Here is a 23262-nt window from a genome sequence, read left to right as displayed (position 1 = left end):
CGCCTGTACGTTCTTGCCATTCCCCTCTTCTGGAGACACCCATGTTTGACCACTTCACGCTCGACATCATCGAAACGTTTGACGGCATTCAGGCTTTTGCCAAGCAGGAAGGACCAAAGGATTTCGGCCCGCTGAACAAGGCCATCGACGCGCTCAAACACACCGCCATGGATATGGAACAGCGCGCCATTCGTGCGACGGACGTCAACAACCGCGAGCAGCTTCGCGTGCTGTCGCATGGTTTTTCCAGCGCGGCACAAGTGTGCTCGGGGTTGATCCCGGCATAACACGCGCACCGCGCAGACGGGCTTCGCGAGACGACATCACATTTCGCCTCTTCGCCAGTCCAGCGCAGCGAAATCCACGATGATGACTTCACGGCGAACACAACAGCAGCACGTTCGCTAAACCGAATCAGCGACATCCCATACCGGGGTGTTGTTGAAAAACCCGGCTCTCACCCGAGACCACTCATCCACTGAAAAGGAGTTTGCCATGACCGTTCAAACCGTTACCGCAGGCGTGCGCGATGCCGCTAGCGACGTGTCGTTCAACGCTCAAAACGAAGCCATCACCAAGGAAGGCGAGCAAGACATGCTGAACGCAGCCAAGCTGCAAAACGAACTGAACCGCACCAACATGTTCGCCAAGCTGATGGAAGCGGGCCCGAAGGCCGCCAAGGACCTGATCTCGTAATGGTCGGTTCTGGACGGCACACCTTGTGCCGCCAACGTTCGGGAACGGGGCCGCGCCGTTCCCGAGCGGTTTTTCAACACACCGCACCGCGCGCTTCTGCTGTTCTCTGTACTCGGCCCATCGCGCCGCCGCCCGATTCACTGAATCCGACCTGCTACCGCGATCCCGACATGACACCGATCCACCGCAACGTTTCCGCAGCGCCTGCAACCCCTGCGCCGGACCAATCCGCATCGCGCCCTGTACACGCCCATACAGGTGCGCGCGCATCCGGCACGTTGCAAGCCGTGGTATCCGCCGGCACGCAAGACATGCTGAACGCAGCCCATCTGGAAGATGTACTGAACCGCACGCAAGCATTCGCCAAGCTGATGGAAGCCGGCCCGAAAGCGGCCAAAGACCTGCTGGTGTAAAGCATGAGCATCGAACGGCGCGACAGCCTCATCCGCGACATGTGCATGCATCTGCAGATTCCGGATGCCGATGCCATCATCGCCGCCGGCAGGCTCACGGTGGAGGGCTTCGAAGTCATCATCGATGCGGTCGAGGAGGACCTCGATGCGTTCTACCTGAACTTCGACTACGGCATCGTCACAGGCGGCCGCACGCTGCGCGTGTTCCGCCTCATGCTCGAAGCCAACGTCACCATCTATGCGCAAGACCATGCCCAGCTCGGGCTGGATGGCGATACGGGCGGCATCATCTTGATCGTGCGCGTGGCGTACGACCCCGACATCGACGGCGAACAGCTAGCCGAACTGCTGGGCCACTATGCCGAGCACGGCCGATACTGGCGCGACAACATCCTGCAGACGACCGACGACATGTTCGAGAATCTCTCGAACGGTACTTACGTGTGGATTCGCGCGTAACGCGCAATGCGTGAGGCCAACGCGAACGCTTCCACCCGAGCGGCTTCGCAGCATCCGTGATGATTTCGTGAACGCGAACGTCCGCTGTCATATAACGCCGTACGCTCGCGGCATTACATGCGAAGGTGCTCGTTGAAGCTGACGTGTCGGCTGCTGGGGCATCGCCAATCCACGTTCATGTCCGCCTCACGCACACCGTATCTTCCGACCCTAGACGTCCCGCTTCTGCGCGCCGATGAGTTCTTCCCGTTCGCGGCGCACCCCATCCACATCGGTACATATCAGCTCTGGTTCACGTGTGATGCCGACGCCGACCCTGAGTCGGTCACGGTTTGTATCGACCTCGGCAAGCCGCTCGAGATCAACGTTGACGAAGCACTGCACGTGATCCTCGGGCTCTGCCTCGGCCTGCCGGCTTCGTCGCGGGGCGTGGTGGCGCAGCAGGCACACACCGGTACGCTGGTCTATCGCTTTGCTTACATGCTGCACGAAGACCCCACCGGCGCTCTGCTGGTTGACGCAATGTCCGGGCTTGCGGCGTCAGCCGTATCGGTCTCGAAGTGGTCGGTGCACTGACGGATCGCGCATGTGCCGGTGACACGAAACTTCGCCACTGTCCCAGCAGATTCGCATTGCACGCGCGTTTGTCATTCGGCCGCATCAAAGTGGTATGCCGATTGACCACGCCAGTGCCTGAACATCCCGAACCATGCCACCTTCACGCCTGTTGCCCGTCAACGTGCCGACATCGCCGTCGGAGTACGAGACACTCCACGACTTCGCCGCGCGCACGCCATCGCCACCGGCCGAGGACCGCGATGCTCCGCAGCCCCGCAAGAAGGGTGGCTGGCTCAGCAACCTGAAATCGCGCGTGCGCGAAAAACTGCCCAAGAGCGACGAGACAGAACTGGCCACACTGTTAAGCGACCGCAAGCGCTCCGGCGCATCGTTCAATACGGTGGACAACTACAAGGCGCCTACACGCGGCACGTTGACAACCACACCCGAGGTAACACCACAGGCCGCCGAGGGCACGCCGCGCCCTGCCACACCGCAGTTGCAGGAACAGCACGAGGCACGCCGCGCGGCACGTTCCCAGCGCAAAACGTCGACCATGATGCAGCGCGCCGAACAGGGTGCGCAGCGCTTGCGCCAACGTGGAAAACCGCCGACGCCGCCCCCGCCCGCATCGACAGCTGCGCTGACGGTGCCTGCCACCGCTGAAGCGTTCCGCCAGAGCATTGCGCAGTTGTTCCGCACGGCGGGCAGCACAAGCGAACGTGAGCTGCTGGCCGATCGGCTCGGCGTCTTGGCGGCTCCGGGGCAGGGTACCTCGTCCGCAGCAGGCAGCTACATCCGCCCGATGTTGGCGGCGCGCGCACTGGCGGCCACCAGCGGCGGCAATGCGGCCGATGCGCTGCGGGTGCTGCAGCACGTCACGCATGCGGTGCACTTTGACGCCGCCGCCTTTACTGCGCACGTACCGACGCCAGGCAATGAAGGCTCAACGCATTCCACAGGCAGCTCATCGTTAGGCATGGGCCGCCTGTTCAATGAGACCGCATCGGCAACGTCGTCGCACCGCTCCAGCGTGTCTGACCTGGGCCTGCCCCATCTGTTTGGCGAGGGCGAAACGTCGCCACAGCGAAGCGAAACCGGCGCCAGCCGAACCAGTGACGAGCAAAGCTCGCGTTCGCTCTCCCGGCAATCCAGCCTGTCGGCCCAGTACGGCTCTGACGGCTCCGCTGGTTCTTCACGCAGCCTGACAGTCCCGCCAATGCCGCAGGGCATGAGCGATGCCGGTGTGGCAAGCGCGGCATGGCGCACGGCGCAGTTGCTCTCGCGCAGCCATCAAGGCTTTGAAGCGCTGACCGCTCTGATGCAAACCCCGCCCGCCCCGGAGCAGGCGCACACCGCGCGCGCCTTCCTGCAGGCGGCTGACCATGTGCATACCGCCGCCACCACAGCGGCCGACCCCACCGCCCTGTTGCACGCGCATCCGGCGGGCAGCGGCACCCAGGCCCAGGCGCTCGCCGTCAACGTCATGCACGCCGGCGCGCTCAAGCTGCGCGGCGAGCCCGTCAGCGCACAACAGGCCGGGGTCCTCTTTGCGTGGCACCAAGGCTTTCGTGAAGATGGTCCGGGATCGGATCTGGCCAACACCAAGGCGCGCCTGGCCAAGTTTGTCGGGCGCAGCATCCCGCGGGTGGAGAAGCAGACCACGAGCAGCCATTTCTGGCAGATGATCGGCAAGAAGAAATCGCCGCTGTCGTCGGCTGCGCTTGGCATGCACGGCGCGCAACGGCCTGGGCTCGTCAAGGAAATGGACGCCTATACGGCGGCGCTGCGAACGATGATCGACGCGCTCGCGCATGCAGACAATGCGCCGTCGATGCATACCATCGCGCACCCGGGCGATCTCTGGCGCAGCACGATCCTCGCGCACTGGGCCGAGCTGGCAGCCGCCAACGCGCCGTTGAGCGATTACGCGCTCACGGCAGAGAAGCTGCGCGCGCTACAGCCTGAAGTGGGCGCAGCCGTCAGCCGCATGCAGCGTGAGAACGCCGAGCCGACCGCCGTCGCCGGCACGCCGGGCAGCTCGCCGGCCCATCAGGAATTCGCGCAGTTCGTGGCCGCGGCCGGACTGGCCGACGATGCAGACACCCGGGCGTGGGCGCAGACCCGGCTCGACACGCTGACCCTGCCGCAGGTGAGCGCCGCGCGGGCCCACGTGGCCAAGCTCATCGATCATGCGGGCCTGGTGGGCGAGCCGCCGGAATACCTGGTGGGGCTGCAGCCATCGGCCACGCTGTTGCGCTACTGGAGCGCCCACGCGGGCGAGGTCGCAGAAGCCCCTGCATTCCGTAGCGCACTGGAGCGTGCCGACAAGCTCGAGCACCCGGAAGACCTCAAGATGCAGGCGCCCACCATCGAAGACGCGCGCAAGACCATCGAGACGCTGCTCACGTCCATGGAATCAGGCAACAAGGTGCGCCTGTCCAACGGCGGCTGGATTGGCGGCAGCACGGCCGGCGTATCGACAGGCTTGTCGCACGTCGGCAAGGCGCTGCCGGTGCCCGTATCGGTACAACTGGACGCCAATTACGGCAGGGGCCGCCAGGCCGTGGTGGAAATCGGACGCAGTTCTCATGGGCGCGACGTGTTCGTCGGCACTGACCGCACGATGCGCGCCTCGGTCGGTGTGGGTGCCTCCGTTGGCTACGACCTCAAAACCTGGGGCAAGCGCCTGCGCGCCAATCTGCTCGCCGTCAAGGTCACGCCATTCGATCTGGAGACAGGTGAGCCGCGCGGCGTGGTCATCCGTGCCACGCGGCCCACACAGCGCCCCGTAGAAGGCCACGACGACTGGGAACCCATCAAGTACGACGACAAAGCCGCTGCGGATGCCATCGTCAAGGCCACCAACCTGCTGTTCGAGCACGCGTCCGCCGCGCCCGAGCACCGACCCGATGCCGATACGCTGTGGAATACGCTGGCACAGCACTGTGGCGAAAGCGGTGGCAGCGGCGGCATTTCCATCAGTTGGGTCGACCAGACCAAGAAGCGCTGGCGCGCGTCGATGGACGCGAGCGTTGGCATGAACGTACGCGTGAGCAGCCCGCACACGCCGGTGCGGATCGGCCCCTCTGCAAGGCTGCGCGGCGAGAAGACACTCAGCAACACGGCCACCCTGCAAGAGAAGACCGGCACGATGCGCATGGAGCAGTTCAGCGTCGCCACAGGGCACAAGGTGACGGCACGCGGTGGCCTGGCGTTCTCGGTGGGCCGCACTTTCTACACAGCGCCCCCCGATGACAACGCATCGGCCAAGGCCGGCGAGAGCGGCAAGTTCACACAGTCGTTTACCGGCGGCATGCCGCTGGGGTTCAACTGGAAGCTGTCGGAAGGCGGCCACACGACGAAGGTGAAGATGGCTTACCAGAACGGCAAGATTGCCGATCGCGTCAGCTACTTCGACACCGAATACCGCAGCGTGCGCGAATACCTGGCCGTCGTGCGCAGCGACCGCGATGCGTGGATCAACATGCTTGCCCACAAGCCCGGCGGCACGCCGGAAAAGGCCGTACGCGAGTTCGAAGCCTACTGCGAGACCGTCGAGAAGCACGCCCGCCCCAACCAGCGCTACCTGCACCGACATCGGCTTCGGCCGTCTGCCGCTCGCGAGATCGAGGGCCACCTCGCCTTGTCGGACCTGCACCGAAGCATCGACCCGAATTCTGCCGACGCACAAGCCTCCGAAGCGCTGGCGCAGGCGCTGCTGGAGGCGCCCACGTCGCGCCTGCCGGAAAAGCTCGCTATCGTGGAACAGGTGTCCACCAGCCGCAGCCGTGGCCTGACCAGCGCGCTACAGCTACGGGCCAGCAAGGAAGCGGAAGGCACGCGCGAACTCGCCGCCATCAAGTTCGGTTGAAGATCAATTCATCAGGTTGTCAGATAAGCCGGCGAATTAACAGTTTCGCCGGTTTTTTTATGTGCATATGCGCATAATCGTTCACACAGAATGCGGCATTCGCATGCTCAAATGACGATTGCTGACTCAACAAAAAAAACTCAATCAGATCTAAACGCGATTTCACTCTTTATAGGGATGTGTGAGCAAATTGTGAACGTTATGCTTGGCCCCAGTTTGAAGCGCCATCTGCAAAGATTCCTCTGCGCGATGGCTTGAAATGGGGAAGCGCTATGAAGTTCGCCGTACTGACCTCCAACCCGTCCAGCTTTGCCTACGTGGCAAGCTGCCTATCCACGCAAGAGGCGGAGTGCGTCCGCTTTGACGACGCCCTGTCGCTGCTGCGTGCGCGCCGCACGGAAACGTTTGATCTGTTGATGATCGACGCTCAGCACTTCCGTACAGCAGGGCAACTCGTGCTGTCGTGGCGGGAGTGCAATGCCGACATGTGCTGGCCCACCCTGGTGTTCGGGCAGTTTGTCGACCGGGGGGACATGGCGTCAGCCTTCGATGCCGGGGTGGACGATGTGTTGACCGGTCACTTCAGCGCCGAAGAGCTGCAAGCCCGCGTGCAACGGGCATTGCGGCGTGCCGAGCCGGTGCGACAGAATGCCGGTATCGACGTCGTGGTGGGGCCGTATCGCCTTTGCCGCCTGACCCGCACGGCGACGGTCAACAGCATCCCTGTTCGCATGACCGCTCGGGAGTTTGCGACGGCATGGTTGCTGTTCTCTTCGCCAGGCTCTTTCCTGTCACGTCAGCAGATCGCATCCGCCGTGTGGGGCGCAGACGCCAGCATCGTCGAGCGCTCGATCGAGCAGCACATCTACAAGCTGCGCAAGAAACTTCAGTTTGGCTCCGAGACCGGCGTGGAACTCAAGACCGTCTATGCACGCGGCTATCAGCTGGCCGTGCAAGTCGCCAGCAACGAGCCGGCAGGCCCGCACGCGCACGCCGTTCTGGCCGCTTAAGCGGCCTTTTTGCGCAAACGATTGCGCGCTGTAAGGCCGACTGCCTACAGCGAATTTTTTTAGCGTTTCTTAATGAAAATCTTCAGGGCATATATTTCAGTACCGGCTTAATAAATTCAGTGCCGGTTTAAAACATACTGTCCTGCCATTGGTTATCGCGTTAATGACTTTCGCGCGATCGACCGTCACCCACACATTGCTGATATAACGCTGCCAATTCGGTCCGATTGCGTGCTTGTAAACGCATCAGGATTTGACGCACATGCGATTTCACGGTTTCTACGCCGATATGCAGCGCCTGTGCGATCTCCACATTGGATTTTCCTGAGGCCGCCTCACGCAGGATGTCGCACTGCCGTGGTGTCAGCACGGAGAGCACAGCCCCTCTGTCCGACGGAGGGACAGGCGCCTTCCGCGTGGATTCCAGCATCCGCCCGAGCATCGCGTGCGCCTGCTCCAGCGTGACCGGCTGAGCTGGCGGGTCTTCGCCAGCGGCCTCGGCAAGCTCGGTCAGGTCGACCAGGATCACACCGTTGGATGCGCGTGTCACCTGTCGAACCGTGATCGTGACAGGTAGCACCGCCGGCGCCCGCCAAGCGGCAGCTACAGGAAGCGGGGAGAAATACCGGCTTTCTCGCGTGTTGTCGTCTGCGTGTAGCAGCACGTCGTTCTGGGCCCGGGCGTTCATGTCGTCCTTCGCTCTTGTGGAAGCTATGCATCTGGATGCAGTGGCGCGCGCGGATGGGGTTCCGCGACAGCCTCTTACTCTCTCTGTGCAACGAGGGAGAAAAACCGGAACCCCGATCGAGAAAAAATTTCGCGGCCGACGTGCGCTCAGCGTGGGCCGATGCGCACCCACACGCCGCCAAGCTCCTTCACCTGGATAGGCAGCGTTTCGGCCAGCATGTGAAGGGCTCGACGTCCCTCCAGTGGGAACCGCCCCGTCACGCGCAGGTCGGCCACCTCGGGGTGCAGCTCGATCAGGCTACGGTGGTAGGGGCGCAATGCGTCGATCACATCCGCCAGCGGCTGGTGTTCGACTTCGACCATGCCGCGCGTCCAGGCGGCCACGTTGCGCGCCATCAACGTCAGTTTTTCGATGCCACCGTCGCCCAGACGCCGTACCTCGCCCGCATGCGCCGTGGAAACGGCACCGGTCGGCGTCGACAACGCCGCGCTGCCTTCGAGCACGGCAACCGTCATCGCGCCACTGGGCTCCAGCGTTGCGCAAATCATGCCACCCGTGCATTCCACCGTGCCCGCCGCAGACCACAACCGCAACTGGCCCGACGGCGACCCTGCCACAGCCAGCACGCTGCCGCTGCGCAGTCGCACGTCGTAACCGCGCGCACCCACAGAGGCATCCACCGCGCTGCGCGCGTTCAGGCGTAGTTGATAGCCGCCGGCCAGCGCGAAGTCGCGGCGCTCCGAGGTGACCGTGCGCATGTCGGCAACCAGGTCGGATAGCGGGATCTCTCTGTCAACGAGGGCAGCAACACCCAGACCCAGCCCGCTGAAGATGAGCGCGCGGCGCACATGCCGTGTCGGCGAAGACGGCGTATCGAGAAGCCGCCGCGCGGCGCGACGGTGCGGGTCTGCCACGGGCGGCAGTGCCATCGAACCCAACGCGCCTTGCAAACGCTGCACGGCAGCGGCATGCGCGGGATCGGCTTCCTGCCAAGCGGCAAAGCGCTGGCGCTCCATCTCCGAAGCCGTGCCCGAGCGCAGTACGACCAGCCACTGGATCGCCTGCTCGGCGATCCGATCATCCAGCGCGTGCTTCACGATGATTCGGCCAGATAGCACAGGCGCATGGCCTGCGTCATGTATTTCTGCACCATGCGAACGGAGACCTGCAGGCGCTCGGCAATCTCAGGGTATGTGAGGCCATCCAACTGGCTGTAGAGAAAAGCGGCGCGCGCCTTGGCGGAAAGCCCATCGAGCATACGATCGATGGAGGTGAGGGTCTCGAGGATCAACGCGCGGTCTTCCGGGGATGGCAGCGTTGCTTGCGGTTGCGTGGCGGCCCACGCCATATAGGCGTCTTCCAGATCACGACGGCGCCAGAGGTCATAGAGCAAACGCTGCGCAATCGTTGTCAGCAAGGCGCGCGGCTCGCGGATGTCTTGCCACCCGGGCCTTTGCAGCAATTGCACAAACGCCTCCGCCGCAATGTCTTCAGCGCCAAAGCGACAGCCCGTCTTGCCGCCCATACGACGGGCGAGCCATGCATAGTGTTGTCGGAACCAGTCAGAGGCCAGTTCGGTAACTGGCTGGCAGGTTTGCGTCACGGTACCCTCCGCGAAAATCTGTGCTGGCCGTTCCCCGGCAAACGGCCCGATCCGGTGTTGAGAAAGCCCCCACCCAGATGTCGAGATTCTAACCACCGCTGATATTTCAGGTGAGCATTTTTTCGGCTTTTATCGCAGTTTTTCGGCAGACCCGCTACATCCAGATGCCTCTGCTGTCATCGTTCAGCGGTGCAACCCGGTTGCTGCAATTCGTTGCAGCGACAACCGCCACGGCGCCCGCCCATGCCCCCCGAAGACTTGCCCCACCCCTCGTTTGACGTCGACGCATTGCCTGCGCATGCCCTGCGCATCGGCACCCGCAACATCTGGCTGGCTTATGACAGCTACGCCGAACCCGACATGCTCACGGCGTACGTCGAACTTGGGCCGCGCGAGACGTTGGACCTCGCGCTGACGCTCAACCTGCTGCTCGGTCTTTGTCTGGAAGTGGACGGTGCCGCACGCGGCAGTGTCGTGCGACACCCGCAGACCGGCCAGATGATCTATCGCTTCCGCTATGCGTTGGACGACGACCCCGAAGCGACCGATTTGCTCGATGCCATCGCTGCGCTCACGGCGGAGCTGGACGGCGGCGGCGCGCCCACGCGGTACTGAGCCGCCAAAGCGGAGGCTTCGGATGCCGACGCAGCACTTCGGCACGCGTGAAGTTCGCCGACAGAGGCTGGCTACGCTTGCAAGGTTCAATTGTGCTCGGGCGAAACCGCGTTGCCCCGGCATGCCAACCTCGGAGCCCTCGCCCATCATGAAGATGAAGATATTTTCTCGCCACTCCAGCGCGACGCCTCCGGCGCAGACGTCGTCCAGTGCACCGGCATCGCAATCCGCGCAGCCATCGATGCCAAGCGTGCGCAAGACTTCGCAGTTGCCAAGCGGCCTGCGTGCTCTTGCCGACATGGCGGTTGGGGGCCGGCAAAGGGAATCTGCGAAATCGCTCAGCAACGCACAGCTCAAGATTGAGCTGTCGAATACCAACTTGAGCGGGCGTGGAACGCGCGCTGTGCACCGGGAAGCCAAGAAGCGTATTCGCGAGGGCAAACTGCAGTGGCCGCCGCAACAGCCCGCGCAACCGCAAACTGCTGCGCTCCAGGCACAGGCACAGGGGCACGCCAGCAGTTCAGCCGCTATGCCGGCTCACACCCCACACGCTCAAGCAAACCCGACGCAAGCGAACCCGAACCCGGCACCCACGGAGCCGCCCCACGCCGAATCGTCTGGGACGGCTCACACGCACAGCGCGGAGCACGGCACGCAGCACGAGCTTGCCATCGTGCTGCAGCCGCCCTCACCCACCTCGCCGCCGTTGTCTCCCTCGTCCAGCGCGCACGCGCAAGGCCGCCACACGCCGCCGAATGCGCCCGTGTTCGATCCGGATACCGGAGCGCTCAACAAGCCCCAGTTGCGCCAGATGGCGCTTGCACTGAAAGATGCGCTCCCCACGGTGCCGATGGCGCTCACGCGCTCGCACCCGCACAGTGACGGGCTGCGCGCCAAGCTTCAGCATCAGTTAGGCACCCTCCAGACGATTGCCGCGGACAACACCCGCAAGGCTCCGCACGAGGTTGGCATGGCGGTGCGTGATGCATTTGCATCGGCGGCCAAGACCGCGCGCCAGCTTGCCAAATCGTTGGGCAACCATGATCCGGCCGACGCCTACAAAGGGATCGCCGCGCTGCTCAACGAACTCAAGCGCACGCACCTGAGCGGCAGCGCGCACGACGTCATGAGCCACTACGCCGAGAAGGAAACCGCCAACCTCGAAGCCAAAGCGCCGGGTATCAGCACGGCCAAGCCCGGCTCCAACGTGAGCACGGGCACGTCGGGCAGCGTGTCAATCTCAGGCTTTCCCACTAACCGCTATGCGGGTGCCCACGTGTCGGTGGAAGCGGGTGGCGGCAAGGGCCGGCTGTACTTTGCCGATGACGACGGTGACGTCGACTACTGGCCCTCGGCACAGGCCTTCGCCAAAGTTGCGCTGGGCGGCAAGCTGGGCGAGTGGGCCGCCAAGCTGACGGGTCGGTTGGACCTGTCCGGCGGCAATGTCTACCTCGAACATGATGACTTGCGCCAACTCGTCAAGCTCGTTGCCAACCACGATGCCAACCGCGCCTGGGTCAAGTCTGCCGGGCCGCATGCGCGCCAGGTGAAGCAGCAGTTGGAATCGTTGGCCAATCTGGTGTCTCACGCCATCGGCCGCAACTACACGGAAGCCCCAGGCAAGCCTTACTTCCTGAACGACGTCAAGATTGCCAAGGGTTTCAACACCTTGAAGATGACGCTGCTGGCCGGCGCAATCGACCAGAAAGTGGGCGGAGACCGCTTCGGCACGCTGATGAAAGCCGCATACCCGCCAATCGCCGACGTGCTGACCGATCGCATCGGCAGCGGGCAGCCCATGCCGGCGCAACCGCGACGCGACGTGCCCGATTCCGTGGCGTATGGCGACCGCTTCCTGGCCTACCGCCAGGTGACCGGCAGCGTAGATGCCACCGTCGGCAACGAAACCCATGGCAGCACCAATCTGGAAGCCGGCGGCAGCTTTGATGTGAACGTGCGCGGCAACGTGGCGCAGTTCTTCACGGAAAGCGCGGCCGCACCGCACACGCTGCTGGACCCGGGCTATCACAAGGATTACCAGTCCACGTTCAAGCTGCATCAGCAGCTCGATGCCGCCTGTGCCGAACCGCCGCCCGCGCAGCTCCACCTGTACAACGAGACACGCAAGGCGCTGACGCACGAACTGCATGCGGGCCCTGCGCAGCCCTTCACCGACGCCGAGCGCCTGCACTATGGCGAGGAAGCCAACATCCCCGCGCAGTTCCGCAACGCCATCACACACGCCAGCCCCGAGCAGCTTAATCACGCGACGGACCAACTGGAGCATCTCATCGGCACCTATCTGCAATTTGCGGATCACGCGGGCGCCGTGCTCGCCAGGAACGATCGGTTCATGCCCGCCAAAGAGCGCGATACGCTGAACCAGCATCGCGAAGCGGCCTTCGCACAGATCAACCAGACCGTGTGGCATGGCCGCTATCCGCAAAAGGATGCACTCGCCAACCCCGAGGCGTTCGTGGCAAAGAGCCATGCTGCGATCAGCTTGGCGCTGGGCTGCGTGGGCGCGCATATCTCTGTCGTGAAGCAGCAGATGGCGCAGCGTGAGGAGCACGGCACGGCCGCCGCCGAAGCCATCCTGACGGCCGATTCGATGTACAAGACTGCGCGCGGAATGCTGGACAAGACGTACCTGCCGCTCAAGAACTACGACGTGCAGAAGAACGGTCCGTTGAAAGACAAATCGCTGTGGCAGCGCTGGGATACGGCACTGAAGGCGACGGTTTCCGGCGGCGCGCAAAGCAGTGCGCTCAACGCGATCCTCAACCGCTTCGGCCGGTCTACCGGCAAAGTGCAACTGGGCCCGTTCACGGGTTCCATCTCGGTGGGCAATAGCGCAGGGCAAGTCTCGCTCACCGCTGAGGCGCGCCTGATGAACGCCAATCATCAGGTCAACCCCAGCCGTACGGGCAAGTTCTGGCAGTTCACGTTCACCGCGCAGGGCGGTGCGCCCATTACCGGCGTGATACTCAACCAGGCAATTGCAGCGGCCGTGGAAAAATTCGCGCCGAACATGCGGCTGCAGGACGACAAGTTCGATCCGCAAGAGTTGATCCGCCAAACGCAGGGGCTGCTGCTCAACGTGACCGACGGCACCAGCCTGGTCGTCAAGTTGCGCCAGGCGCCTGACGTGGAGAACGCCCCGATGGAGCTGCAATATGCGCGCGTCCTGCGCAACAAGAACAGCGGCATGAGCCTGTCGTTGACGGTGCCGACGCCGCACGGCACGTTCACGCCGTCGGTCTCGCATACGGACAGCACACAGAGCTACGCGGGCGAGGTGATGGGCTCCGACACGAGCTACCTCATCATGCAGCATCCCTTCCTCGCCAAGATCGTCGACGCGGAAGCCCATGGCGAAGACGCCGCGCTACGGCAAGCGTTCGATGCAAATCCGGTGCAACGCGATCGCTACCTCGCCAATCCGAACCTGATGGCCGATGTGGTGGCCAAGTACGCAGCGGCGACGCAAGAGATCAACGCCGCGGCGGCCGAGAACCGCCCCGTCCAAATCAAGAACGAGTTCGTGCGCTATCACGCGGCAACCCCGTTCGCACGTGCGGCACAGGTGTCGACGCAGGTGGCTGCGCACGCTCCGGGTTCGACCGCCAATGGCGAACAGCTATTCAAGCTTGCCGAACCGCTGGCCAAGCCGATCGACGTAAGCCACCTCGACGTGGAGGCGATGCGTGCACGCCTGCAAGCCATGACGACCATCGAGGAACGCGCCGACTATCTGTGCGACTCCAACCAGGGCCGTCCGCTGCTCGATGCGTTCTCGAAGATCATTGGCAACACGCGCGCCATCAACTCGGCTGCGCTGTTCCATACCGAGGAGCGCAACATCGGCATCCAGTCGCTGGTGCGCAACCCGAAGGCGCTGCAACGCGAGAACGACCAAACCCAGGCCGCCCTGCACGGCAAGCCGCAACCGTCCGGCACCATTGGCCAATTGCGCACACGCCTGGAACCGACCAAAGCATCGATCAAGCAGGCCAACCTGGCGAATCTGCAGCAACTCGCTGCCATGAACCTGCCGATCAGCCAGCAGGCACAGCAGGAGATTCAGCGCCGCAAAGCGCTGCTTGGTAACGCTTTCCCAGCCGACGAAAGTCAATCGCCGACATAAGTCTCCTCAGACTTCACGCCCTTGACACCAGCCCAGGAGCGCCCGGGCTGGCCTTTTTTTGCCTGCTTCCAAGCGTCTTTGGCCGTGTTGCATTGGGCAAAACAAAGGCCGGCATCAAGCCGGCCCATGGGAAACACGATTGAACGGCCGTGCTAGCCAGCGTGCAGCCAGTCGCGCGCGACAGCAACGTGCCGCCGTGCGAGGCCGTCGCCAGCCCTGACGTAGCGTGCGACGTAACTCTGCAGCGGCGGCCAAGCTGCGAATTTCTGAACAACCTCGTCAATCGCCCCACCCGCGGCGCCATATTCGAGCAACGCTGCAAAGGCCTCGCCACGCACCATCCGTGCGGCAGCGTCTTCCGGCAACCCGGGCTCGCGCAGGCGCTCGCTCAGGAGCATCGCCATCAGCGCATCAAGCGACAGCGCCTCTTCGTCCAGGCAACCGAGCGCATAACGCTCTTGGGCTCGCTGAAAGACGGCGCTGCGCAGCGCTGGCAATTCGCACAGGCCATCCACCAGCAGGCCGAGACGGCGGCTATCGCGGTATGCACGCAAGGCGTCGGGTGCGATGGCGTTGATATAGCGCTCCATCCAGATGCACAAGGCATCGCTGCCATATTCGGCGTCATAGGGCTGCAGGCGTGCGCGCCAGCCCTGGCGCAGCGCGATCCAATCCGGTGCGATGGCAGAACCGGCCGTCGCGATGGCGCCGGCTATGGGCCGCAACTCAGCCAGCCGAGCAGACAGGTGCGCCGGCACATCGACACGGCACGCTAGCGGCAGATCGCGCAGCGTATCAGGCAGGCCTGCCAAGGCATAGCAGCCGCGCAAATCCAGGTGCGTCAGCTGCTTCAGGTCGCCAACCGACGCTGGCAAGCTGCGCAGTGATCCGCAATCGCGCAGGCGCAGCGTGCGGAGTTGCACGCAATGGCCAATGCCCTCCGGCACGGCCACAAGGCTCGACATGCCAGAGAGGTCAAGATGACGCAGCTTGCGCAGTCGCCCGAGCGAGCCGGGCAGCGTCGTCATGGCAGTGTTCTCGCGCAGGTCCAGCCGCTCCAGTTCGGCCAGGTTGCCCAGCGTGTCGGGCAACACAGAGAGCAGCGGATTGCCGCGCAGGTGAAGCTCGCGCAGTTGCGCAAGCTGGCCAAGGCTGATGGGCAGTTGGGCGAGCAGCTTGTTGGATGCCAGCGTCAGCGTCTGCAATGCGGCCAGCGTGCCAAGCTCAACGGGCACGATGCGCAGATCCGTGCCCTGCAGAACCAGGCGCTCCAGCTTCGGCAGTTGAGACAACGATGACGGCAGCGCGCGCAGCGGCGAATCCAGCACGACAATTTCCTGCAACTGCAACAGCTTGCCGATCCGCCCCGGCAACGCTGACAACCGCGGGTTGCGCGCGAAATGCAGCGCGCTCAGGTTGACCGGCAAACCACCGGACGCCGGCCACTCAAAGAGATCGCAATCATGGACGGTCAGCCGCTCCAGCTCTTCGGCCAGGCACAGGGCCGCAGGCAGGCGCATCACAGGAATACCGTCGAGCACGAGGTGTCGGCTTTTCTGCTGCATGGCCAGCAGCATGCGCGTGGCCGCCAGGGCCAAGCCTTGCTCCGTGGGCCGTGCGGTGTCGGTCAGCAACGGGCCGCTGTAGCGGTGCAGGCGGCGCGCCATCTCCTGCTGCCAACCCGCCACCGCCTCGCATACGGCCAGCCAGCGGCTGGCATCGGTGGGCGGAATGAGGGCTCGTAGGCCGTGGCCCTGTGGCATGGCTTGCTGGATGCGCAATGCATCGCGTGCCGCACCTGCACGTTGTTGATGCTGCGTGCGCGAAGACGTCGGCGCTGCCTGTCGGTCGTGATGCGAGAGCGGCATGTGAAATCGATTGGCGGCCGGCGACGCCTCGGCGTGCCCGGTCCGCACACGCTGCAGCACGCGCCGCAATGCGCGCGACAGCTTGTTTGTCACCGAGACACCTGCATCCGCCGCACCCCGGTCGGCATGGCTCTGCGCGACGGTACCGGGCAGCGTGGAGGCACTACCGTAATGTGATTGCATGATGGGCCCAAGAGAAGATGAAGTGGCAATAGGCGGCGGGCAACGCGCCCTTTCCGCCTGTTTGCTGATCGTATGGACCACCGCGCAACATGACCTGTGGCAGGACGAACCCGTTGCGCCCGCGGCGAACCGTCATGCCCATGCACGCTGTCGATACGGTTTCGCTGCAAGGCAGGCAAATTCGCACTGTGCGTGCGCAACGCCCGGCACGCATTTCTATGATGCGCGCATGCTCGTTACCGGAGATCCGCAATGCATGCCCCATCGTCTCGCATCATGGCTGCGCGGGAGCGTCGCGCAGCCACCCATGCAGTACCGCCCACGCGCCGCGAAACGCATCACACCTGGCAGCAGCAACGCCTGCAGCAACGGCACCCCATGACGCGCGCCTGCGCCGGCAGGCAAGAGCATGCGCGGGCGTGACCGGTACGCTGCGGCGCTGCGGCGGGCGCTGGTTTTCGCCATTGCACTGCTGGGCTGCCTGCCTGCTGCAGCCCTGGCCGATTGCATCGACGATGCCGCCGCATACCACGGCGTCAATGCCCAGGTTCTGCGTGCCATCGGCTATCAGGAATCGCACCTGAACCCGCAAGCGCACAACCGGAACCGCAACGGCAGTGAAGACCTGGGCATGTTCCAGATCAACACCATCCACCTCCCGGAACTGTCGCGCTACGGTATCGGCCGCCAGATGCTCTATGACCCGTGCGTCAGCGCCTACGTGGCTGCGTGGCATCTTGCGCGCAAGGTGCAACTGCACGGCAACAGCTGGCATGCCATCGGGGCGTATCACTCGGAGTCTCCCGGGGAAAACGGCATCTACGCCCGGGCCGTAGAGGGCATTCTCAACCGCAAGCTTGCAGCACGCGCGCCCCTGCCGATTGCCGGGCAAACGCGTGCACAAGAGCCGGCGCCGCAACCCATGCAGGATGGCGCCAAACCCATGCGCCCCGTCGTTCTCAAGCACGCAGCAGATCGCCCCCCCGAGCACGATGTACGTGCATCGAACGTGCCGACGGCAGGTGGAGATGAACACTGGCTCGATGCCATGCTGACCAGCCTGAACCAGAGTGCAAGCCTGCGGGATCGGTTCAGCCGGTAAGACCGCGCGCCATCGATTGATTGCGGGGCCCGAACAGGCACGACGCTCGAACTCTGAATTTTTCTCAACTGCCCTGTCGTCATTGGCGATCCGCTGACGAAACGCTCTATCCTTCCCGACCACCCCCAAAACAATAAATCGGGTGTCAGCAATACAAGGGGAGCATTCAACATGAAAAAGCGATTTCCTGGAGGAATTGCGCATCGGCCCGCGCGCAGGTCACTGGCTGCGGCGGCCGCGGCAGCCCTGTGGGCATTCATGCCGGCCGGGCATGCTGTCGAACTGGGCGTGCTACATCTGCATTCGAACATCGGCCAGCCGCTTGATGCGGAAATCGATTTGACGGGGTTGCGGCCCCACGATGCCCAAGCGCTGGTGCTGCAGCCCGGCAACCGCGAAAGCTACCTTGCCGCCGGTGTGCCTTACGGCGCAAGCGCGCCTTCGCTGCGTACGACCCTGGTGCAGCGGCAAGACGGCGGCTATGTCGTTCGCGTGTACTCGACCGTTCCGCAAGTGGACTCCATTGCGGATATCGTCGTGCGCCTTGCGGGGCCTGGTGGAAACACGCTGGCGGCATATACGGTGCTGCTCAGCCCGCCAGGCGCGGCAAGCGCCCCCACCACGTTCCTGCAGACGCAACGCAAACCGGCGCCTGCTTCCGCAGTGTCGGCGTCCAGCGGTGCGTCGGCACCACGGGTGCAGACGCCTGCAGCGGCAGGCGCTTCCACTCCGGCGGCAAACGCGACCGCCAGCAGTCAGCCGGACGGCGTGCGTCCATCGGCGGCGGCAACCACCTCGTCTGCGGGTGAAGACGACGAGCGCGCCGCAGCGCCCTATACCGTCAAAGCGGGCGACAACCTCTCACAGATCGCGTTCGGCACCGTGCGGAATCGGGCGGATGCCTCTGCTGCACAGGCGGCGCTGGCACTTTACCGGAGCAATCCGCACGCCTTTATTGCCGGAAACATCAACAGCCTGCGCGTCGGCGCAACGTTGCGTGTGCCAGCGGCAGACGAAATAACCGCGGTGGCAAGAGGTGAGGCCGAACGCCAGATCCGCATGCTGACGCAGGCCGTCGCTACCGACCGCACGCCGCCTGTTCCCGAGGCAAATGCCAACGCCGTCGCCGGCAGCAGGCCGCGTTCGGCGCCAGCCAATGCATCGGACAAGGACACGCTGCGCCTTTCCGCCACGGGTGCGCAAGAGCAGGCCAAAGTCGAGCAGCTCAACGAGGAGTTGGTTGCGGCCAGGCAGGCGATCCGTGAACTCGAATCGCGCCTTGCGCAGGTTGAGCGGAATCTGGCCGATATGCGGCGGCTTGCGGCGTTGAAGAATGAGCCTCCACAGACTGCCGCAGCCCCCGCGACGGCACCGTCAGGGGACGAGGTCGAAAGCCGTAGCCCGGCGCCCACCGACCATGCAGCACTCTGGAAGCGCGCCGACGTCATCGGTCCAGTCTTAGGCGTCCTGCTGGCTGTGCTATCGGCCGGGTTGATGTTCTACCGCATTCGCATGCGCAAGGTGCAGTCCGCACTGGCCGCGATCTATACCCAACTCCACGATAACGGCGATCCACTGACCGAGCGCGGCCCTCGCGCCCCGCGCAATAGCCAGACTGTGTCACCAGGGTAGAGCGATGACGGCGAGGAAGTTCAGCAGCAAGACGAGCGCGCCGTGAGCCCGTTACGGCTGCGCCACTTGCCGCATGTCCGAGCCTGCGCGGGCCGGCAAGTGCAGGATCGTATGTATGGCGCGTTTTCTCATTCGGCGCCTAAGCAGTGAAAACCCGCACGCAAACGTTTTCTTTTCGAGGCGCCGCTACACCTCCACGAGGACGTGCCGATTTAAGGCGAGCCCTTACATTTCCAGCGAAGCGTCAACCTCGCCCGGTCTGGCGTCATATCAGAGCTGGTCTATACGGCGGCGCAAAAGGCACATGCCGCGCCCCCGATCGCTGGAGTCGATGGCCCAATCCAACCTGATCGACGTTTGCCCAGCACCAAGCCATGTCCTCCGCGTGCCCTCCGCTTCTGAAAGCCATCCCGATTTGCCTGATCCTGACCGCATGCGGCGGTGGCGGCGATACGGCCACCACGCCGCCCCCCAGTGCAACGCAGCCGAGTGCGCCGATCGGAGCACCGGTCGGCCCGGTGGCCCCAACGGCTCCGGCCACTTACACCATTGCTGGAACGGTCTCGGGCTTGCTCGATTACGGCAGCCTCACGCTGCTTAACAACGGCGCAGATCCGATCGTCCAAGCCGCCGACGGCAGCTTCAGCTTTTCCGTTTCCGTAGCGGCGGGCAGTGCCTACGCTGTCTCCGTCAACGCCCAACCGCTTTGGCAATCCTGCTCCGTTGCAAACGGCAGCGGGCTGGCCAACGGTAACGTCAATAACGTGAGCGTGAACTGCGCGGTCGCTCAGTCAATGGTGTCCACCATCGCCGGTTCCACCACGGCGGGGTATGTCAACGGCACTGGATCGGCGGCCTCGTTCCGACAGCCGAGCGGTATTGCGCGAGACGCCTCAGGCAACCTTTATGTGGCGGATTTCGGCAACCACGTCATCCGCAAAATCGCACCGGGCGGCGTGGTCACGACCCTGGCAGGCACAGGAAGCCCGGGCCACGTCGATGGCATGGCGGGCAGTGCCAAGTTCGCGACTCCGGTCGGCATTGCGGTGGCAGCCAGCGGCAACCTCTATGTGTCGGAGTTCTACGGCAACGATATTCGCAAGATCACGCCAGGCGGCATCGTGACGACGCTTGCCGGTTCGGCAACTGCGGGCAGCGCCGACGGCATCGGCGCAAGCGCTTCGTTCAACAACCCGCTGGGCATCGCGGTGGATGCCAACGAAAACGTCTACGTGGCGGATTACAGCAACAACATGATCCGCAAGATCACGCCAGCCGGCGTGGTGACCACGCTGGCCGGCACAACAACAGCTGGCAGCGACAATGGCGCGGCTGCGCTCGCCACCTTCAATGGCCCTTCGGGCATCGCGCGCTCTCCGTCTGGCACGCTGTATGTGACGGAGTGGTTCAACAGCGATATCCGGCAGATCTCATCGTCAGGTGTTGTCACGACACTGGCGGGCTCCGGCGCGACTGGCAGTGATGATGGAGTGGGTACTGCGGCAACGTTCGCCCTACCGGTGGGCATCGCGATCGGTACCAACGGCGTGCTTTATGTCGCCGACGACGGCAACAACTTGATCCGCATGGTGACCCCGGCGGGTGCCGTTGCCACACTGGCGGGCTCCATCAACGCGGGCAGCGCCGACGGCGCCGGTAGCACCGCGATGTTCAACCAACCATCCGGGATCGCGGTCGACACCAACGGCAACCTGTACGTCGCCGACCAAGCAAATAACCTGATCCGCAACGTCGCACCCAGCCAGTAAATGTACGGCGTACCCACCACCTGATTCTGTTTCGTTTTCGCCCTATCGAAAAAAAAAAAAAGAAAGCCCCAAGGCGCTTGTAACCGCCCCGGGGCTTCTTGACCGCTCTTCACGGAGGCACGTGAATCATGGCTACGGATCAGTTTATTGGATCATCGCCTGCCAACGAACGTTGATGAGATTATTTGAACAACGCGCGCCTCACCGCCATGAAGCATTCTTCATTCAGTGCACCAAGCGATTTAATAAAGCGCTCGCGCTATTGAGTCGCCATTAAGCTAACGGCAGACAAACAAGAGAGACACAATCTATCCAATCGCTTGGAGTCCAATTGACCAGTGCATTTAGCGCCTGGCCGGCACCAGCATCACCGGAATCGACTTTGAAGTCGGCGTGCGAGCCTGGTCAGCGACGGAAGAGAGCGGCACCAGCGGGTTGGTTTCGGGGTAATACGCCGCCAGACACCCGCGCGGAATGTCATACGCCACCAGACGGAAGCCATCGGCGCGGCGCGTAGTGCCGTCTTCAGAGAGCGTCACCATGTCGACCCACTCGCCGTCTTTCATGCGGATCGTGTGCAGGTCTTCCTTGTTGATGAAGACCACGCGGCGCTGGCCGAACACGCCACGGTAGCGGTCGTCCATGCCGTAGATGGTGGTGTTGTACTGGTCGTGCGAGCGCACCGTAGCCAGCGTGAAGACCGTCGTATCCGCATGGCGCTCGCGGGCGCGATGGACTGGCGTGTCGGTCGGCACGGCGTGCGTGTGGAATTCCGCCTTGCCCGACGGCGTGCTCCACACCCGTTCGGATGCGGTGTTGCGCAGGCGGAAGCCGCCCGGCACGCGGATCTTCTCGTTGAAGCCGGCAAAGTCGTCGAACACGGCTTCGATGCGCTCGCGGATGCGGTCATAGTCTTCCACCAGCCAGCGCCACGGGATGGTGCTCTCGGGCAGCGTGGCTTCCGCCAGCCGCGCCACGATGGCCGGCTCCGACAGCAGATGCGGCGAGGCCGGCGGATTGATGCCTGCCGACATGTGCACCATGCTCATCGAGTCTTCCACCGTCACGCCTTGCGTGCCGCCAGCCTGCTGGTCGACCTCGGTACGGCCCAGGCAGGGCAGAATCAGCGCGGCCTTGCCGTGCACGATGTGGCTGCGGTTGAGCTTGGTGGTTACGTGCACGGTCAGGTCGCACTGGCGCAGGCCGGCCCACGTGGCGGCGGTGTCCGGCGTGGCCGCCGCAAAGTTGCCGCCCATGGCGAAGAACACGCGCGCCGCGCCATTGCGCATCGCCTCGATGGCGCCGACGGTGTCGTAGCCATGTTCGCGCGGTACTTGAATCCCGAAGACCTGCTCCAGCCGATCCAGAAACGCGGGGGCGGGCTTCTCGTAAATGCCCATGGTGCGATCGCCCTGCACGTTGCTGTGGCCGCGCACGGGCACGCGCCGGCGCCCGGGCGGCCGATGTTGCCGCGCAGCAGCAGCAGGTTGACGATCATCTGGATCGTCGCCACAGAATGCTTGTGCTGCGTGATGCCCATGCCCCAGCAGGCGATGACGCTGCCGGCCTTGATGTAGGTGTCGCCGGCCTGGCGGATTTCGTGTTCTGGCAGGCCCGATTCGGCTTCGATGGTTGCCCACGATTCGGCGCGCACGTCGGCGGCGAAGGCGTCGTAGCCGCCGGTGTGCTGGGCGATGAAGGCGTGGTCGATGATGGCAGGCTCTCCGCGGCTGCGTGCCACGTCGTCACGCTCGATCACGTGTTTGATGATGCCTTTGACGGTGGCCAGGTCGCCGCCGATGCGGACTTGGTGGTACTCCGTGCTGATGCGCGTGGAGCCCAGCGTCAGCATCTCGATCTTGCTTTGCGGATCGGCAAAGCGCTCCAGCCCGCGCTCGCGCAGCGGGTTGAACGAGACGATGGCCGCGCCGCGCTTGGAGGCCTCGCGTAGCTCACCGAGCATGCGCGGGTGATTCGTCCCCGGGTTCTGGCCGAAGATGAAGATGGCATCAGCCTTGGTGAAATCGTCGAGCGTGACGGTGCCCTTGCCGACGCCGATGCTGCCCCGCATGCCCGTGCCGGAAGGCTCGTGGCACATGTTGGAGCAGTCGGGGAAATTGTTCGTGCCGTAGGCGCGCACGAACAACTGGTAGAGGAAGGCCGCCTCATTGCTGGTGCGGCCGGAGGTGTAGAAGATCGCCTGGTTCGGATCGGGCAGCGCGCGCAGATGCTGCGCGATCAGCGCGAAGGCGGCGTCCCATTCGATCGGTACGTACTTGTCGCTGGCTGCGTCGTAGACCATCGGGTGCGTGAGGCGCCCCTGGTCTTCGAGCGCGTAGTCCGACCACTCCGTCAATTCCCGCACGGTGTGCTGCGCGAAGAACTCCGGCGTAGTGCGGCGCGACGTCGCTTCTGCAGCTACGGCTTTGACGCCGTTCTCGCAGAACTCGAAGGTGGAGGCGTGGTCGCGATCGGGCCAGGCGCAGCCGGGGCAGTCGAAGCCGTCGGGCTGGTTGGCCGACAGCATCGTCTTGGCGCCCTTGGCCGCGATGCCCTGCGACAGTAATTGATGCGCAACGCTTTTAAGCGCGCCCCAGCCACCGGCCGGGTGACGGTAGAACTCGATCTTCTGGTGCTTCACAGCG

The 23262-nt window shown here is 64.0% G+C and carries 16 protein-coding genes and 1 pseudogene; 12 read left to right on the top strand and 5 right to left on the bottom strand.

Annotated elements, in window-relative coordinates; genetic code table 11:
• Window positions 1-41: 41 nt before the first annotated feature.
• From ACEN9T_RS06565 to ACEN9T_RS06535, 7 genes are all read left to right on the top strand, one after another.
• The gene (locus ACEN9T_RS06565; RefSeq protein ID WP_092974569.1) at window positions 42-287 is read left to right on the top strand and encodes a type III secretion protein HrpX; all 246 of its coding nucleotides are present in this window, start codon (window positions 42-44) and stop codon (window positions 285-287) included.
• Between the two features lie 208 nt (window positions 288-495).
• On the top strand, window positions 496-696 hold the full coding sequence (locus ACEN9T_RS06560; RefSeq protein WP_092974567.1) for a serine kinase/phosphatase: 201 nt from the start codon (window positions 496-498) through the stop codon (window positions 694-696).
• A 170-nt stretch (window positions 697-866) separates the two neighbouring features.
• Window positions 867-1109, top strand: a complete 243-nt coding sequence (locus tag ACEN9T_RS06555) for a hypothetical protein (RefSeq protein WP_092974564.1) — start codon at window positions 867-869, stop codon at window positions 1107-1109.
• 3 nt (window positions 1110-1112) lie between these two features.
• Window positions 1113-1568 carry a molecular chaperone Tir gene (locus ACEN9T_RS06550; RefSeq protein ID WP_092974561.1) on the top strand — a complete coding sequence of 152 codons (456 nt, stop codon included), beginning with the start codon at window positions 1113-1115 and terminating at the stop codon, window positions 1566-1568.
• Window positions 1569-1745: 177 nt separating this feature from the next.
• The gene (locus ACEN9T_RS06545) at window positions 1746-2144 is read left to right on the top strand and encodes a hypothetical protein (protein WP_413705850.1); all 399 of its coding nucleotides are present in this window, start codon (window positions 1746-1748) and stop codon (window positions 2142-2144) included.
• A gap of 133 nt (window positions 2145-2277) precedes the next feature.
• On the top strand, window positions 2278-6000 hold the full coding sequence (locus tag ACEN9T_RS06540; protein WP_413705849.1) for a hypothetical protein: 3723 nt from the start codon (window positions 2278-2280) through the stop codon (window positions 5998-6000).
• Between the two features lie 272 nt (window positions 6001-6272).
• Window positions 6273-7010, top strand: a complete 738-nt coding sequence (locus ACEN9T_RS06535) for a response regulator transcription factor (protein ID WP_092974551.1) — start codon at window positions 6273-6275, stop codon at window positions 7008-7010.
• Between the two features lie 160 nt (window positions 7011-7170).
• Here ACEN9T_RS06535 and ACEN9T_RS06530 read toward each other — a convergent pair whose 3' ends face one another.
• The 3 genes from ACEN9T_RS06530 to ACEN9T_RS06520 all read right to left on the bottom strand — a co-directional run bounded on the left by ACEN9T_RS06530 (window position 7171) and on the right by ACEN9T_RS06520 (window position 9301).
• Window positions 7171-7698, bottom strand: a complete 528-nt coding sequence (locus ACEN9T_RS06530) for a helix-turn-helix transcriptional regulator (protein WP_175537176.1) — start codon at window positions 7696-7698, stop codon at window positions 7171-7173.
• A gap of 146 nt (window positions 7699-7844) precedes the next feature.
• A complete protein-coding gene (locus ACEN9T_RS06525) occupies window positions 7845-8795 on the bottom strand; it encodes a DUF4880 domain-containing protein (RefSeq protein WP_092974548.1) in 951 nt (316 codons plus the stop codon).
• The gene (locus tag ACEN9T_RS06520; RefSeq protein ID WP_092974545.1) at window positions 8792-9301 is read right to left on the bottom strand and encodes a sigma-70 family RNA polymerase sigma factor; all 510 of its coding nucleotides are present in this window, start codon (window positions 9299-9301) and stop codon (window positions 8792-8794) included. The genes ACEN9T_RS06525 and ACEN9T_RS06520 overlap by 4 nt, the downstream gene beginning before the upstream one ends.
• 243 nt (window positions 9302-9544) lie before the next feature.
• Between ACEN9T_RS06520 and ACEN9T_RS06515 the strand changes: the two genes are divergently transcribed.
• Together ACEN9T_RS06515 and ACEN9T_RS06510 are read left to right on the top strand one after the other, a co-directional pair.
• Window positions 9545-9916 carry a hypothetical protein gene (locus tag ACEN9T_RS06515; protein WP_413705848.1) on the top strand — a complete coding sequence of 124 codons (372 nt, stop codon included), beginning with the start codon at window positions 9545-9547 and terminating at the stop codon, window positions 9914-9916.
• Window positions 9917-10064: 148 nt separating this feature from the next.
• Window positions 10065-14063: a type III effector protein gene (locus ACEN9T_RS06510; RefSeq protein ID WP_413705847.1), complete on the top strand. Its 3999-nt coding sequence runs from the start codon at window positions 10065-10067 to the stop codon at window positions 14061-14063.
• 152 nt (window positions 14064-14215) lie between these two features.
• Here ACEN9T_RS06510 and ACEN9T_RS06505 read toward each other — a convergent pair whose 3' ends face one another.
• Window positions 14216-16114 (bottom strand): leucine-rich repeat domain-containing protein, encoded by a 1899-nt coding sequence (locus ACEN9T_RS06505; protein WP_413705846.1) that lies wholly within the window; start codon window positions 16112-16114, stop codon window positions 14216-14218.
• A gap of 409 nt (window positions 16115-16523) precedes the next feature.
• On the opposite strand from ACEN9T_RS06505, the gene ACEN9T_RS06500 reads away from it, so the two are divergent.
• The 3 genes from ACEN9T_RS06500 (at window position 16524) to ACEN9T_RS06490 (ending at window position 20617) form a co-directional block, all read left to right on the top strand.
• Complete coding sequence (locus tag ACEN9T_RS06500; RefSeq protein ID WP_092974533.1) at window positions 16524-17216, top strand: lytic transglycosylase domain-containing protein; 693 nt, start codon at window positions 16524-16526, stop codon at window positions 17214-17216.
• A gap of 171 nt (window positions 17217-17387) precedes the next feature.
• Complete coding sequence (locus ACEN9T_RS06495; RefSeq protein WP_413705845.1) at window positions 17388-18848, top strand: FimV family protein; 1461 nt, start codon at window positions 17388-17390, stop codon at window positions 18846-18848.
• A gap of 374 nt (window positions 18849-19222) precedes the next feature.
• Entirely contained in the window at window positions 19223-20617 is a 1395-nt protein-coding gene (locus ACEN9T_RS06490) for an NHL repeat-containing protein (RefSeq protein ID WP_413705844.1), read from the top strand.
• A 344-nt stretch (window positions 20618-20961) separates the two neighbouring features.
• On the opposite strand, the pseudogene ACEN9T_RS06485 reads toward ACEN9T_RS06490, so the two are convergent.
• Window positions 20962-23258: pseudogene (locus ACEN9T_RS06485) on the bottom strand (FdhF/YdeP family oxidoreductase).
• Window positions 23259-23262: the final 4 nt, after the last annotated feature.

It is taken from the genome of Ralstonia sp. Ralssp110 (assembly GCF_047325135.1).
Lineage (GTDB): Bacteria > Pseudomonadota > Gammaproteobacteria > Burkholderiales > Burkholderiaceae > Ralstonia > Ralstonia mojiangensis.
Note: the sequence above shows the minus strand (reverse complement) of the source record. Positions and strands in the feature narration are given on the sequence as shown.